This window comes from Actinospineispora eucalypti (genome assembly GCF_039543365.1).
Lineage (GTDB): Bacteria > Actinomycetota > Actinomycetes > Mycobacteriales > Pseudonocardiaceae > Pseudonocardia > Pseudonocardia eucalypti.
Genome location: NZ_BAABJP010000008.1, coordinates 157,332 through 171,436 on the forward strand (window position 1 = coordinate 157,332; position 14,105 = coordinate 171,436).

A 14,105-nucleotide genomic window follows, 5' to 3' on the forward strand; every position below is an offset into this window, starting at 1 on the left:
CGGTTAGACCGCATAGCGGCGCAGCGCCCGGTCCGGCAGCTCCAGCGCGGCGGTGCGCAGGATGCGGGCGAGGTGGGCTAGGAGCCCGGCCCCGGACGGGCCAGGAAGTCGGTGGGCCGGCGCTCGCGCAGCGCGGCCAGTCCCTCGCGCATGTCGGGGTGGCGCAGTGCGGCGTTCATGTCCGCCACCGAGCGGGCGTACGCGCTGTCGAAGTCCCCGGCGGCGTCCTGGAAGAGCTGGCGCTTCATCGTCCGCAGCGACTCCGCCGAGCTGCCCCGGGCCAGCGCCCGGGCGAACGCCACCGATTCGGCGAGCACCTCCCCCGGTTCGTGGCGGCGCTGGGCCCAGCCCAGCCGGACCGCCGCCGCACCGTCCAGCACCTCCGCCGTGTACAGCAGTTCCAGCGCGGCGGGCAGCCCGACCATCCGGGGCAGCAGCCAGCCGATCCCGTACTCGGCGGGCAGGCCCATCCGGGCGAACGACGTGGTGATCCGGCAGTCACCGGCGACGAACCGCAGGTCGGCATAGGTGGCCAGGACGAACCCGGCCCCGGCGCAGGCGCCGGTGAGCGCGGCAATCACCGGTGTGGCGATGGTGAGCGGATAGGCGTGGTTGTGCCGCAGCCCTTCGGCGGTGCCGTCCGGGTAGGGCGGCAGGGGCAGCCGCTCAGCGCTGTACCGGCCGCCGTCGGACGAGATGGCGTCCAGCGCCCGTGCGTCCGCGCCGACGCAGAAGTCCCCGCCGGCCCCCGTGAGCACGACCACACGGACGTCCGGCCGGGTGTGCGCGTGGTGCAGCGCCCAGCGGTACTCCACCGCCATCCGCCCGTTCCAGGCGTTGCGCCGGTCCGGGCGGTTGAGGGTCACCACCGCTACGCCGGCATCCACCTCGACGGCGATCTCGGTGAGCTCGTCGAGCTCCATCGGTTGGCCCTCCCGTCGCCCAGATATCGCTACAGGATACAGTGATATATTTCTTCGTGAACACCGGTTCCGGCGTACGAACCCAGTGATGATCCGGACAAATCGTTCTATATTTTACGGGTTGCTCCAGCGGAGGTTGCCATGAAGCTGCGCGGCCGACATGCCCTGATCACCGGAGCGTCGCACGGCATCGGCGTGCGCCTCGCCGAGGAGTTCCACGCCCGGGGGGCGCGGCTGACCCTGCTCGGCCGGGACCGGCGCCGGCTGACCGAGGTGACCGACCGGCTCGGCGCCGCCCCGGTGGTCGCCGACCTGGCCGACCAGCGGGCGGTCGGTGAGGTGGTGGACCGGGTGGAGCGGACCCAGGGGCCGCTGGATGTGCTGGTGAACAACGCGGCGCTCACCCTGGTGGCGGCGACCAGGGTGACGCCGGCCGGCGAGGCCGGGACGTTGATGGCGGTCAACGCGGTGGCCCCGATGGAGCTGTGCCGGCAGGTGCTGCCCGGCATGCTGGCCCGGGGCCGGGGGCAGGTGGTGAACGTGTCCTCCCTGGCCGGGGTGAGCGCGGTGCCGGACATGGCGCTGTACGGAGCGAGCAAGGCCGCGCTGCACCACTACACCTCCATCGTGCAGCGCGAGCTGCGCGGCACCGGCGTGACGATGAGCCTGGTGATCCTGGGCGAGGTGGCCGGCACCCGGATGATGGAGCAGGCCAGGCAGTCGGCGGTGATCGACGCGGTGTCCCGGCGGCTGTCCAGGCTGCTGCCGGTGCTCACCCCAGAGGTGGCGGCCAGGGCCATCGCGGACGCGGTCGAGCGGGATGCCCTGGTGGCCACCATCCCCCGGCGGCTGGCCCCGGCCGTGGCGCTGCGGAACCTGCCGAACACGCTGCAGGACCTGGTGTTCACCGGACTCCGTTAAATCGCTCGTAGAATGACCGCTACCCCCGGTGAGGGGTGGCCCAAGCCGCGGAGGGGAGTACATGTCGGAGCCGGCAGCCACCGAGGCGCCTGAGGAACTCCCGACGCCCAAGGCGGCCGAGCAGGTCGCCGCGCTGCTGCGTCGCCAGATCGTCGCGGGCGAGCGCGCCGAGGGGGAGCTGCTGCCGCCCGAGCTGCGCCTGATGACCGAGCTCGGGGTGTCCCGCCCGACGCTGCGCCAGGCGCTGCGCATCCTGGAGAACGAGCGGCTGGTGCGCATCCACCGGGGCCGCAACGGCGGCGCCAGGGTCAGCCGGCCATCGGTGCGCACCGCCGAGCGCCACCTGAACAACCTGCTGCTCTACCAGGGCGCCACCCTGGACGACGTGCACACCGCCCGGCTGCTGCTGGAGCCGGCGGCGGTGGCCCGGCTGGCCGGGACGGTGTCCGCCGAGGGCATCGCGTCGCTGCGCGAGTCGGTGGCGGCGAACCTGGCTACCACCGATGCCGGGGAGACCCGCCGGATCGGATCGGAGTTTCACATCCGGCTGGTCGAGCTGACCGGCAACCGGTCGCTGGTGCTGTTCGCCCGGCTGATCTCCGGCCTGCTGGACGGCGCGCTGGCCCGGCACGAGTCGGAACGGCTGAAACAGCGCGAGCCGTCCCGCTCCGGCGAGCTGATCGCCGACCACTCCCGGATCATCGACCTCATCGAGGCCGGCGCCGCCCGCGAAGCCGCCCGCCACTGGCGCGAGCACCTGGAAGCCGTGCACCGCCAACTGCGCAAGACCATCAACACCGACCTCGTACTGGACCTCGAAGCCTGACCCTCGCGCCGCTCTTGCTCTGCGCGCAAATATGCAACGGTCCAGGCTCGGCGACAGACCAGCGGCGGGGTCGCGCGATCCGGTTGCCGCTTCCGGCACGGAAACGCCGTTACCTATGCCGGAAACGGCAACTCACTTTCCGGACAGACGAGAGGAGACCGGCCCCCGCAGGCTCGAGGGGCGGCCCCGGCCACGACATCCACGCCATGGGGGTTCTCGCAAGATCCAACCCCCACCTTGTGGATGTCGTATCGGGGCCAGGCGCTAACTCTCGAGCAGGTCTCGTTTGCGGATCTTGCCGGTGGGCGTGCGGGGCAGCGCGTCGAGTACCCGCCAGACCACCGGGTGTTTCTGCCGGGCCAGCTGGTGACGCTCCAGGTGGGCCAGCAACGCCGCCTCCCCCGGCCAGGTCCGCCCGGCCGGGATGGTGACGAACGCGCCGACCCGCTCGCCCAGCCGATCGTCCGGCAGGCCGACCACGGCCACCGAGTCGATGTCCGGATGACTGCCGATCAGCGACTCGATCTCGGCGGCGGAGAACTTCTCGCCGCCCCGGTTGATCACGTCCTTCACCCGGCCCCGGATGGTCACCCAGCCGTCCTCGTCGACGGTCCCGGTGTCACCCGTGTAGAACCACCCCTCGGCGTCCACGGCCTCGGACTGATGAACCGGGTCCAGGTACCCGAGCATCAGCTTCGGGCTGCGCACCCGCAGCTCCCCGATTCGCCCCGCCGGTAACGGGCGGCGCCGTTCGTCCACGGCTTCGACCTCGGAGCCGGCGGCGATCCGCCCGTCCGTGCCGGCCCGCCGCTCCACCGGCCAGTCCGGGCCGCCGCGGGTCAGGGTGGGCGCCTCGGTCATCCCCCAGGCCCGCCACGCGGTCACCCCGAGCCGCTCCGCGCGGAGCACCACCGAGTCCCGCGTCGGCGCCGCGCCGGTGTGGAACATGCGGATGCGGTGCACGGCCGGTTCCCGGTCGTACCGGTCCAGCAGCTCGGTCAGGAACACCGGCGCGCCGATGGCCAGCGCGACCCGTTCCTCGGCGCAGGCACGGGCGGCCACCTCGGGGTCCCAGGCGGCGAGCAGCACGGTGTGGGCGGCGGTCAGGCAGGGCAGCAGCGTGGTGGCGACCACCGCGCCGATGTGGGCGACCGGGGCAGGTATCAGCACCGGATCGGCCGCGCCGAGCAGCGCGGCGTCCCGGTAGTCCCGCGCCTCGGCCAGCAGCGTCCGCGAGGAGTGCCGCACGCCCTTCGGCTCCGAGGTGGTGCCCGAGGTGAAGAGCAGCAGGCAGCAGTCGTCCGGCGCCGCCGGCCGGTGCGGTGCGGGTTCGGCGGGTGGGTCCGCCGGCAGGGCCGACCAACCGGCCACCGTTCCGCCGACCGCGTACCGGGCGAGGGGCGTCTGACCCAGTTCGGCGAGCGCCTCGGCGAGTTCTTCGGCCGGACGGCGGCTGCCCCGGACCGCGTCCGCCGCGACCGCCGCCGGCCGGGTGGCCCGCAGGATGTACCCCATCTCCCGGCCCCGGTACATCGGCACCACCGGCACCGCCACCGCGCCGATGTGCCAGGCCGCCCACACCAGTACCAGCAGCTCGACGCGGTTGGACAGCTGGGCCACCACCCGGTCCCCGGGGCGCACCCCGCGCGCGGACAGATCGGCGGCGGCCGCCGCCACCCGGTCGAGCAGGCCGGCGAAGGTGTGCCGCTCCGGCGGGTGGTCGGCCGAGGCGATGGTCACCGCCGTCCGGTCCGGCCAGCGGGCCGCCGCCGTCGGTAGCGACCAGCCAACCGAGGCCGAGCACCAGAAGCCACGGGCCAGGTAGTCCTCGGCGATCGGGTGCGGGGTGTTGCATTTTTCCACGCAGAGCCAAGGGTCCACGCAGAGCCAAGGGGAGGCGTTCATGGGGTTTCGACCGGGTCGGCGGCGTGCAGCGAGCGGGCCAGCTCGGCGGCCCGGGGGCGGTCGACCTTGCCGTTCGGCACCCGGGGCAGCCCGTCGACCAGGAAGATGCGTTCCGGGCGTTTGTACGGAGCCAGGCGGGGTCGGACCCTGGTCAGCAGCTCTTCCTCGTTCACCGACGTCCCGGGGTCGGCGACCACCAGGGCCACCGGCAGCTCGCCCAGCCGCTCGTCCGGCACCCCGAACACGGCGGCCTCGCGCACCGCCGGGTCCTCGGCCAGCGCGGACTCCACCTCCTCCGGCACCACGTTGAACCCGCCCCGGATGATGATGTTCTTCAGCCGACCGGTGAGGTACAGGTAGCCGTCCTCGTCCAGCCGCCCGAGGTCGCCGGTGCGCAGCCAGCCCTGCTCGTCCAGCAGCCCGTCCGCCTCGGCGCCGCCGAGGTAGCCGGAGGTGGCGGACCGGGTGCGGACCCGGATCTCCCCCTCCTCCCCGGTGGCCGCCTCCGCGCCGGCCGGGGTGACCAGGCGAAGCTGTACGCCGGGCAGCGGGCGGCCCACCGAACCGGGCCGGCGCCAGCCGGCCAGCACGTCCCGGGCGCTCTCGATGCAGATGCCGCCGAAGGCCTCGGTCTGCCCGTAGGCCTGCAGCACCGGCACGCCGAACCGGGCCTCGAACTCCTCCCGCAGCGCCGGGCTGAGCGGCGCGGTGCCGGAGGACACGTAGCGCACGGCGCCCAGGTCCTCCCCCGGCCCCAGGGTGTCCAGCAGGATGCGCAGCATGGCCGGGTTGATGGTCAGGTTGTCGATGCCGTGCCGGTCCAGCAGCCGCTTGGCCGCCCGGCCGTCGAACTTGCGCAGCAGCGCCACCGACCGGCCCACGTACAGGGCGAACAGCATCCGGACCACGCCGGCGGTGTGGGACAGCGGGTTGGCGATCAGGTTGGGCGGCTTGCCCGGGTCGGCCAGCGGGCCGGGGCCGGTGTCCCGGCGGAACGCGGAGACCGTGTCCCGCAGGTTCGACCAGGCGTTGTCGTGGCTGAGCGGCACGCCCTTCGGCTCGCCGGTGGAGCCGGAGGTGAGCAGCACCAGCGCCGGATCCCCGCCGACGTCCGCCCTCGGCGAGGTGTACGGACCGGCCGGGTCGGGCGCCGAGTCGGGGGCGAACCGGCCCATCGGCACGACCCGCACGCCGGCATCCCCGTCGGGCGCCAAACCGGGCGCCCGCCCCAGACCGGCCGCGCCGGTGCCCGCGGCGGGATCGGCCGGGTCGCACACCAGGGCCGTCGCCCCCATCCGGGCGACCACCTTGGCCACGTCGGCGGCCGGCGCGGCCGGGTGCATCACCACGGCGGCCGCCCGCCGGCACCACACCGCGCACACCGCCGGCAGGAACCGCTCGTCGTTGCCCACCCGCACGACCACCCGCTCCCCCGGCCCCACCCCGGCCAGCCGCTCGGTGAGCGATGCCGACTCGGCGGCCAGCCGGGCGAAGGTCCACGGGCCCTCGTCCTCCACGTGGAGGAACCCCCGGTCCGGCTGCTCGGCCAGCCGCCAGGCCAGCAGGTGCGCCAGTGATCCCCCCGGGATCCGGTCCGCCATGCCTGTCCCCTAACCGCCGTGGAACTTGATCGTCTTGAGCTGCGTGTACTCGTCCAGGCCCTCGGCGCCGTTCTCCCGGCCCAGCCCGGACCGGCCCCGGCCTCCGAACGGGACGTCGGGGTTCGTGTAGCCGGGGCCGCCGTTGATGTCCACCGTGCCCGTGCGCAGGCGGCCGGCCAGCTGGAACGCCCGGCCGGCGTCCCGGGACACCACGTGCCCGGCCAGCCCGTAGGCGCTGTCGTTGGCCAGCGCGACCGCCTCGTCCTCCGAGCCGAAGCCGATCACCACGCCGACCGGCCCGAAGATCTCCTCGCGGGCCACCGGCCAGTCGTTGCCCACCCCGGTGAGCACGGTGGGCCGGTAGTAGAAGCCACCGGTGGGCTCGGTGGGCGCCGACCCGCCGGTGAGCACGCCGGCGCCGTCCCGCACCGCGCCGGCCACGTACCCGGCCACTCGTTCCACGGCGGCGGGCCGGATCAGCGGCCCCATGCCGGTCGCCGGGTCACGGGGCGGGCCGACCCGGACCGCCGTCACCGCGGCGGCCAGCCGGTCCAGGTACTCGGGCAGCACCGAGGCGTGCACCAGGTGCCGGGTGGCCAGCACGCAGCCCTGGCCGGCGTGCGTGGTGATGTTCCGCGCACCGATCCGCGCGGCCAGCTCCAGGTCCGCGTCCGCGCACACCAGCAGCGCCGACTTGCCGCCCAGCTCCAGCAGCACCTTGGTCAGCCGGGGCGCGGCGGCGGCCAGGATGTGGGCGCCCACCGCGTCGGAGCCGGTGAAGCTGACCAGGTCCACCCGGGCGTCCCGGGTGAGTGCGGCGCCCACCTCCGCGCCGCCGGTGACCACGTTCAGCACCCCGGCCGGAAGCCCGGCGCGCTCGGCCGCCTCGGCCAGCAGCAGCGCCGAGTAGGGGGTGTACGGGGACGGCTTGAGCACCACGGTGTTCCCGGCGGCCAGCGCCGGGCCCAGCTTCATCACGTTCTCCAGCAGCGGGAAGTTGTACGGGGTGATCGCGGCGACCACGCCGTACGGCTCCCGCCGGACCGCCCATGCACCGAGGGTGGCCGGGCCACCCGGGCGGGGCGTGACCACCGGGGCGCGGCCGGTCAGCTCCGGGCGGCGGGCCGCCTCCGCCCAGTACTCCAGGTGCCGCAGCGGCAGTTCGACCTGCTGCGACCGGGCCAGGCGCACCGGGCAGCCGGTCTCCGCGACCACCACGTCCAGCAACCGGGCGACCATCCCGGACAGCTCGTCGGCCAGCCGGTACAGCGCCTCGCTTCGGGCGCGCGGGGTCGCCTCCGCCCAGCCGCCGGCGTCCGACGCGGCCCGGGCGGCGGCGACGGCGGCGGCCACGTCGGCCGGGCCGGCGTTCGGCACGGCGCCGAGCGGCGCACCGGTGGCCGGGTCCAGCACGGTCTCCTGGCCGGCCCCGGAGGCGTTTCGCCACTCCCCGCCCACGTACTGCCCCGGCCTCGGCAGCGCACTCGGGGCGAGGCTCACCGCCGGGACCACGGTCCGCTCTCCGGCTCGGGCATGCCGGGCAGCAGCCCGTGATCCGCCGGCGGCTCCGGGAACTCGGGCAGCCCGCGCTCCCGCGAGGGCAGCCGCACCCGCAGCGTGCCCCGCGCGGTGCGTTCGTCCAACTGGTTGGTGCACTCCACCGTGCACACCACCTCGGGCCATTCGCCGGTGGTGTCCAGCTCGGTGACCGAGCCGGTGATCCGGGTCAGGTCGCCGAGCACGTTGAAGCCGGTGATCCGGTCGTCCACCGCGACCAGCACCGCGTCGTCGCCCATCCAGTCGGTGACCACCTGCATCATCCAGGCGTTGCGCAGCATGCCGTAGTCGTAGGCCCGCCGGGCCCCGACCGAGCGGGCGTACTCGTCGTCCCAGTGCACCCGCATCGCGGAGTCCCAGGCGCCGTCGGAGTTGCGCGAGTAGAACCCGCCCATGCGCCGCCGGTTCTGGTAGTTCAGCCGGTACGGGTAGATCTCGCTGCGCCCGTTGCCCTGCAGCCAGGCGATGATGTCCCCGGTGACCAGCGGGCCCCGGCAACGGGCCGGGAACTCCTCACCGACTCCGACGTCCTCCACGTACCGGGGTTCGGCTCCGCGCACGGTCTCCCGCGCGTAGTGCCGGTCCACCTCGAGCAGCTCCTCCTCGGTGTACACGTGCTGTTCGGGCACGGTGTGCAGGGTGCGGTTGCGCTTGGCCGCCGTGTCCCGCTCGGTGTGCACGAAGTCGGCGTCCCAGATGGCGATCAGCTGGCCGCGGTCGTTCCAGTACACCCGCCGGCGCACCGACACCGCCGAGCGCCCGCCGAACCGGGAGCGCTCCTTCTCCTTGATCTCCACGTAGAACCGGCGCACCCAGATCCGGTCGCCTTCGCGGACCGGGGCGAAGTAGCGGATGTGGTCGCCGGCCCAGAACATGTGCACCCCGGACAGCGCACCCTTGCCCCGCCCCTTGTCCTCGGGGCGTCGCGGCAGCTCGGGGGTCAGACCGGCGCCCTCCAGGAACCCGGGCGGCGCGATCACCCCGCCCCAGCGGCTGGTCGACGCGTGCTCGGGGTCGGCCCAGAGCGGGTTGTCGTCGCCGAAGCCGTAGGCGTAGTGCCGGACGCCGTCCCGGGTGGCTTCCTCGTTCCAGGTGTTCCACCGGTTGTACGGCCAGTCCAGGCCGATCTTCTCCCGGAACTTCTGGATGCCGGCGCTGGTCAGCCGGCCGAACTCCTCCGGCTCCGGCTCGACGGGTGCGGTACTCATTGTTCAGCTCCTATCAGTGCAGCTGGACCGTGCCGGCGGAGCCGTCCACGGTCAGCCGCTGGCCCTCGGCGATACGTTCGGTGCCGGTCTTGACGTTCACCACGCACGGGATGCCGATCTCCCTGGCCGCGATCGCGGAGTGGGACATCACCCCGCCCACGTCGATCACCACGGCGGCGGCCTCGAAGAACAGCGGGGTCCAGGCCGAGTCGGTGCCCCGCGCGACGATCACGTCGCCGTCGTCCAGCTCGACCTCGTTGGGGTCGTGAACGATGCGCGCCCGGCCGCTGGCCGTCCCCGGGGAGCCGCCGACGCCGCGCAGCGTGGCCTCGGCCCGGGCGACCGGCGGGGGCAGTACCCCCATCGACCTCCACCGGGCCGGGCCGATCTCGGCCAGCCGGCCGGGCTCGACGTCCAGCATCTCCGGCATGCGCAGCCGCGCCGACAACCCCAGCGTGTGCCGCCGGCGGGCGACGGCCTCCCGCCGGTCCGGACCGCCGTCCGGCTCGAGCGCCGCGAGCAGCTCCTTCAGGCGCAGGTAGTGCACGTCCTCGGGGCGGTCCAGCCGTCCGCGCGCGGCCAGCCGCCGGCCCGCCTCGGCCGTGATCAGGCGGATGGAGTGGGTGGCCATGGCCATCGGCACCTTGCCGTTCTCCCGCCAGCGCATGTGGGTCTCCAGCAGGCCCAGCCGCCAGCGCAGCGCCGGCCACCGGGTGCCGGCCGCCGCGCGCAGCCGGGCCCGGGCGCCGGCCCGGGCGTCGCCGGCGCACCGGCGGTCCTGGGCCGCGCCGGCGATCAGGCGATCCAGCGTGACCGGGTCGTCCCGCCAGGGGCGGGCGGCCAGCTCGAACTCGTTGGCGCCCCGGAACCCGTACTCGGCCAGGAACGCCGCCCGGTCCAGCCGGCCGGCGGCGACCTCACCCATGGCCCGGGTGGCCTCGCGCAGGTGGATGCCCCCCAGCCCGCTGACCGCCTCCATGACCAGGCTCTCGGCGCCCTCCGGCCGGAGCCGGCGCACCGCCTTGGTCACCTCGCCGAGCAGCGGCGCGGAGATCACGCTGGCCAGCACGTGCGGCACCCGGAAGGCCACCGCCTCCGGCCCGTGCGCGCGCAGCCGGGCGAGCAGTGCCGCGTCGGGCTCGGCGGTCCAGTCCCGGCGCAGGTCGGCGGCCAGGCGGCGCCCGGCCAGCGCGGTCATCCGGTCGGCCCGGCGGGGGTAGGACCACATCGCGCGCAGGAAGCCGGCGCCGATCCGGGCCACCGCGAACGGGTTGGTCCGGCCGGCCGCGCCGACCGGCACCTCCGGGTCCTGCTCGACCCCGAAGTAGTCCTGGTACACCGCCACCCGGGAGTACCCGGGCAGCCGGTCGGCCATCTCGGCCGCCGGCCCGACGCCGTAGGTGAACCAGCCGTAGAACACGCCGTTCCAGGTCCACGGACCACCGACCGGCGCCACCCCCAGCTCGCGGCCGAACGCCTGTCCCAGGCCGCGCTCCTGGGGCAGCGCGATCAGGTCCTGGGTCAGCGGAGTGATCGGCTTCGGCCACTGGTCCACCGCGTTCGCCCTGGTGTACAGGGCCGGGGCGCTCGGCCAGGTGCACAGCTCGTCGTCCAAACCGTCCTGGGCGGCGAGCAGCGACGCTGCTGGCTCCACCGCATCGCGCATGGCGGGTGCTCCCATCGGGTCAACGGATCTCGGGGTCGATCCGGGGGCCGGGCGTGAACGGGGTCTGCGAACCCGGGTTGCTCAGCTGTGGGTAGACCAGGGGGACCTCCCTGGCGGCCTGCGGACTCATGGACAGCGAGTCCCAGATGGCCTTCACGCTCCCCTGCACGGCCAGCGGCGGCTTGGCGGCCAGCCGCTCGGCCAGCACCTGGGCGCGCGCCCACACCTCGGCCCGCGAGCCCGCAACCACCTCGCTGACCAGGCCGATGGTGTGCGCCCGGTCGGCGCCGACCCGCTCGTCCAGTCCGAACAGCGCGATCCGCATCGCCTCACCGAACGGGATGCGCCGGGCCAGCGCGGCCGGTTCCAGGGCGGAGAGCATGCCGTAGGTCGTGTGCGGGTCGAAGAAGGTGGCGTCCGAGGAGCAGATCACCACGTCGGCCTCGTTCACCCAGTAGAACGCGCCGCCCGCGCACATGCCGTGGATGGCGCAGATCAGTGGCTTCCACACCCGGTTCTGTTTGGCGCCGAGGAAGAAGCCGGGGTCGTCGGCGCTCCACGGGTTGGAGTGCCGGTCCCGGCCGGCCTTGCGGTCCACCCCGGTGGAGAAGGCCCGCTCGCCGGCGGCGCGCAGCACCACCACCCGCACGTCGTCGTCGCGGCGGCAGCGCCGCCACAGGTCGGCGAAGTCGTCCAGCATCCGCTGGTCGAAGGCGTTGAGCACGTCCGGACGGTTCAGCGTCACCGTCGCCACGCCGTCGGCCAGCTCGAACCGCACCGTCTGGTAGTCGGTCACCGGGGCTCCTTCGGCAGGCCGAGCACCCGCTCGGCGAGCATGGTCTTGAGGATCTCCTCGGTGCCGCCGGCGATCCGGTAGCCCAGCGCGCCCATCAGCCAGCGGTTCCAGCCGTAGTGACCCCACTCGCCGGTGTCGGCGGTGAACGCCGGCCCGGCCAGCTCGGCCGCCAGCTCGCCGACCAGGCGCAGGTTGGTGCTCAGCAGCAGCTTGTCCACCGCCCGCTCAGCGCCGCCGAGCGCTACCTGCTGCATGCGTTCTTGCTGGAACCGGGCGATGCGCAGCCGCGAGTAGAGGCGGGCCCACTCCTGCCGGGCCAGCGGGTCCTCCCACCGGCCCGTCCGCTCGGCCAGCCCGCGCAGCAGCTCCAGCGCCCGGGCGTTCCGCTCGTGCCAGCGGTCGCCCACCGCGCGGCGCTCCCCGGCCAGCGCACCGGTGGCCACCCGCCAGCCCTCGCCGGGCGCGCCGATCCGGTGCTCGTCGGATACCCGCACGTCGGTCAGGAACACCTCGGTGAAGCTGGTGCCGCCGGTGAGCTGGCGCAGCGGGACCACCCGCACGCCCGGGGCATCCATCGGTACCACGAACATGGTCAGGCCCCGGTGTTTCGGGGCGTCCGGATCGGTGCGCACCAGGGCGAGGCCGAGGTCGGCGAAGGTCGCGTTGGAGGTCCACACCTTCTGCCCGGTGATCACCCAGTCCGCACCCTCGCGCACGGCCCGCGTGCGCACGCCGGCCAGGTCGGATCCGGCGTCCGGCTCGGAGAACAGCTGGCAGGCGACCCGTTCGCCCCGGTAGAGCCCGACCGCGAAGCGGTCCACCTGCTCCGGCGTACCGTACGCCGCGATGGCCGGCCCGACGGTGCCCAGCCCGATGCGCAGCGGGTTCATGTCCGGCACCTCGAACCGGTCCTCCAGCTGCCGGTAGAGCCGGTCGTACCCGGCCGGCAGCCCGGCGCCGCCGTGCGCCAGCGGCCCGGTCAGCCAGCCGAACCCGGCGGCCCAGCGCTCCCGCTGCCAGGCCAGGGCCGCCGCGCATTCCTGGCGCTCCTCCTCCCCGGACGTCTCGTGGAACAGCGCCAGGTCCTCGGTGCCAACGCCCCACTCCCCGGCCCGCGCGGCACGCCGAGGCAACCGGGCCGCCAGGAACTCGAGCGCCCGCAACTCGAATACCCGTGAGTGAGAAGTATCGCTATAGCCACACTCGCCACTCACGGGCGCGCACCGCCAGGTGCGCGCAGCTGTACGTGGACGTTCTTGGTGTGCAGATACTCGCGCAGGCCGTCCAGGCCGCCCTCGGTGCCCCGGCCGCTGGCCTTCCAGCCGCCGAACGGCGCGCCCGGGGGGAGCCCGGCCATGCCGTTCACCGAGACGTAGCCGGCGTCCAGCCGGTCGGCCACCCGGTGCGCTGTGGCCAGGTCGGCCGTCCACACGTAGCCGGCCAGGCCGTAGCGGGTGCCGTTGGCCAGCGCCACGGCGTGGTCCTCGTCCTGGAACGGCGTCAGCGCCAGGACTGGCCCGAACACCTCCTCCTGGGCCAGCGGGCTGGCCGGGTCCACGTCGGCGAACACGGCCGGCGTGAGGTAGCTGCCCGGCCGGTCCACCCGGGCGCCCCCGGCCACCAGCCGCCCGTCCCCCCGGCTGGCCGCCGCCGACACCACGCCGAGGATCCGCTCGGCGGCCGCCTCGGAGACCACCGGACCCATCGCGGTGCCCTGGTCGAACGGGTCGCCGATGCGCACCTCCCCGGCCGCCGCGACCACTGCGTCCAGCACCGCCGGGTAGATGTCCCGGTGCACCAGCAACCGGGTGGGCAGGAAGCAGCCCTGGCCGCTGTTCTGCACCGCGCCCAGGACCAGTCCGAGCTTGCCGGCGCGCGCCGGGTCCACGTCCGGGAACACCAGCGAGGCGGACTTCCCGCCCAGCTCCAGCACCGTTGGGACATGCCGGTCGGCGGCGGCCCGCCCGACCACCCGGCCGGCCCGGTCCCCGCCGGTGAAGCTGATCATGTCGACGCCCGGGTGGCCGACCAGCCGCTCACCCACGTCCGGGCCGCTGCCGACCACCGAGAGCACGCCCTCCGGCAGGCCGGCGGACGCGAGTAGCGCGGCCAGCCGCACGCTGGAGAACGGGGCCAGCTCGGACGGCTTGAGCACCACGCAGTTGCCCGCCGCCAGCGCCGGCGCCACCTTCAACGCCAGCGCGATGACCGGCCCGTTCCACGGGATGATCGCCGCCACCACGCCCCTCGGGCCGGGCACGGTGTAGTCGTGCACCGCCCCCGGCGCCACCGGCACGGTGCCGCCGGTGATCTTGTCCGCCCAGCCGGCGTAGTGCGCGAACCACTCCGCCGCCTGGGTCACCCCGGCCACCGAAGCCCGCACCGGCATGCCCATCTCCAGGCTGACCAGGCCGGCCAGCTCCCCGGAGTGCTCACGCAGTACCCCAGCCAGTCGGTGCAACAGGTCGCGGCGGGCGGCGGGGTTGAGGGCGCGCCAGGCCGGGAACGCGTCCCGGGCCGCCGCCACGGCGGCGTCCACCTCAGCCGGCCCGGCCAGCGGTAGCTCGGCGTACACCAGCCCGTCACCGGGGTGCACGAACGCGAGGGGCTCCCCCGCGCCCGGCACCTCGTCCTGGCCGATGAAGCTGGTCGCCTTCGGCGCCACGGCCTCGGCCTCCCGGCGGTTCGTCACGGTCGGATGC

The 14,105-nt window shown here is 74.5% G+C and carries 11 protein-coding genes; 2 read left to right on the forward strand and 9 right to left on the reverse strand.

Annotated features, from left to right (window positions below; genetic code table 11):
• Nucleotides 1-77: 77 nt before the first annotated feature.
• The gene (locus tag ABEB12_RS11695; RefSeq protein WP_185061813.1) at nt 78-923 is read right to left on the reverse strand and encodes an enoyl-CoA hydratase-related protein; all 846 of its coding nucleotides are present in this window, start codon (nt 921-923) and stop codon (nt 78-80) included.
• A 141-nt stretch (nt 924-1,064) separates the two neighbouring features.
• Here ABEB12_RS11695 and ABEB12_RS11700 point away from each other — a divergent pair, with 141 nt between their 5' ends.
• A complete protein-coding gene (locus tag ABEB12_RS11700) occupies nt 1,065-1,844 on the forward strand; it encodes an SDR family NAD(P)-dependent oxidoreductase (RefSeq protein WP_185061812.1) in 780 nt (259 codons plus the stop codon).
• A 61-nt stretch (nt 1,845-1,905) separates the two neighbouring features.
• Entirely contained in the window at nt 1,906-2,670 is a 765-nt protein-coding gene (locus tag ABEB12_RS11705) for an FCD domain-containing protein (RefSeq protein ID WP_185061811.1), read from the forward strand.
• A 264-nt stretch (nt 2,671-2,934) separates the two neighbouring features.
• Here the strand turns inward: ABEB12_RS11705 and ABEB12_RS11710 are convergent, their stop codons facing one another.
• Genes ABEB12_RS11710 through ABEB12_RS11745 form a run of 8 tightly spaced genes read right to left on the reverse strand, consistent with a single transcriptional unit; the run spans nt 2,935 to nt 14,095 of the window.
• A complete protein-coding gene (locus ABEB12_RS11710) occupies nt 2,935-4,533 on the reverse strand; it encodes an AMP-binding protein (protein WP_185061810.1) in 1,599 nt (532 codons plus the stop codon).
• Between the two features lie 38 nt (nt 4,534-4,571).
• A complete protein-coding gene (locus ABEB12_RS11715; RefSeq protein ID WP_185061809.1) occupies nt 4,572-6,176 on the reverse strand; it encodes an AMP-binding protein in 1,605 nt (534 codons plus the stop codon).
• Nucleotides 6,177-6,185: 9 nt separating this feature from the next.
• Complete coding sequence (locus tag ABEB12_RS11720; protein ID WP_221498166.1) at nt 6,186-7,676, reverse strand: aldehyde dehydrogenase family protein; 1,491 nt, start codon at nt 7,674-7,676, stop codon at nt 6,186-6,188.
• A complete protein-coding gene (locus ABEB12_RS11725; RefSeq protein ID WP_221498165.1) occupies nt 7,673-8,941 on the reverse strand; it encodes an FAS1-like dehydratase domain-containing protein in 1,269 nt (422 codons plus the stop codon). The genes ABEB12_RS11720 and ABEB12_RS11725 overlap by 4 nt, the downstream gene beginning before the upstream one ends.
• A gap of 13 nt (nt 8,942-8,954) precedes the next feature.
• Nucleotides 8,955-10,607, reverse strand: a complete 1,653-nt coding sequence (locus ABEB12_RS11730) for a PEP-utilizing enzyme (RefSeq protein ID WP_185061807.1) — start codon at nt 10,605-10,607, stop codon at nt 8,955-8,957.
• A 19-nt stretch (nt 10,608-10,626) separates the two neighbouring features.
• On the reverse strand, nt 10,627-11,403 hold the full coding sequence (locus ABEB12_RS11735; protein WP_185061806.1) for an enoyl-CoA hydratase-related protein: 777 nt from the start codon (nt 11,401-11,403) through the stop codon (nt 10,627-10,629).
• Entirely contained in the window at nt 11,400-12,566 is a 1,167-nt protein-coding gene (locus tag ABEB12_RS11740) for an acyl-CoA dehydrogenase family protein (protein WP_221498164.1), read from the reverse strand. The genes ABEB12_RS11735 and ABEB12_RS11740 overlap by 4 nt, the downstream gene beginning before the upstream one ends.
• Nucleotides 12,567-12,613: 47 nt before the next feature.
• A complete protein-coding gene (locus ABEB12_RS11745) occupies nt 12,614-14,095 on the reverse strand; it encodes an aldehyde dehydrogenase family protein (protein ID WP_221498163.1) in 1,482 nt (493 codons plus the stop codon).
• Nucleotides 14,096-14,105: the final 10 nt, after the last annotated feature.